Below are 203 nucleotides of genomic sequence, written 5' to 3'. Positions count from 1 at the left end.
CGCCAGTTGGAAATCTCCCGTCTGTTAGGGATTCGTCCTTATAATGCCCTGGCCTTCACCGGACCGATCGCGGTGTTTGTCAGCGTCTTCTTGATGTATCCCTTGGGACAGTCGGGCTGGTTCTTTGCCCCCAGCTTTGGCGTCGCCGCCATCTTCCGTTTTCTATTGTTCTTCCAAGGGTTCCACAACTGGACCTTAAACCC

Annotated in this window: 1 pseudogene; it reads left to right on the top strand. The window is 54.2% G+C overall.

Annotated elements, in window-relative coordinates:
* Positions 1-203: pseudogene (locus tag AC0QH1_RS00215) on the top strand (photosystem II D2 protein (photosystem q(a) protein)); the annotation flags it as partial.

This window comes from Phormidium sp. CCY1219 (assembly GCF_055795085.1).
The sequence above is the reverse complement of the archived record's forward strand: the minus strand, read 5'-3'. Positions and strand labels throughout refer to the sequence as shown.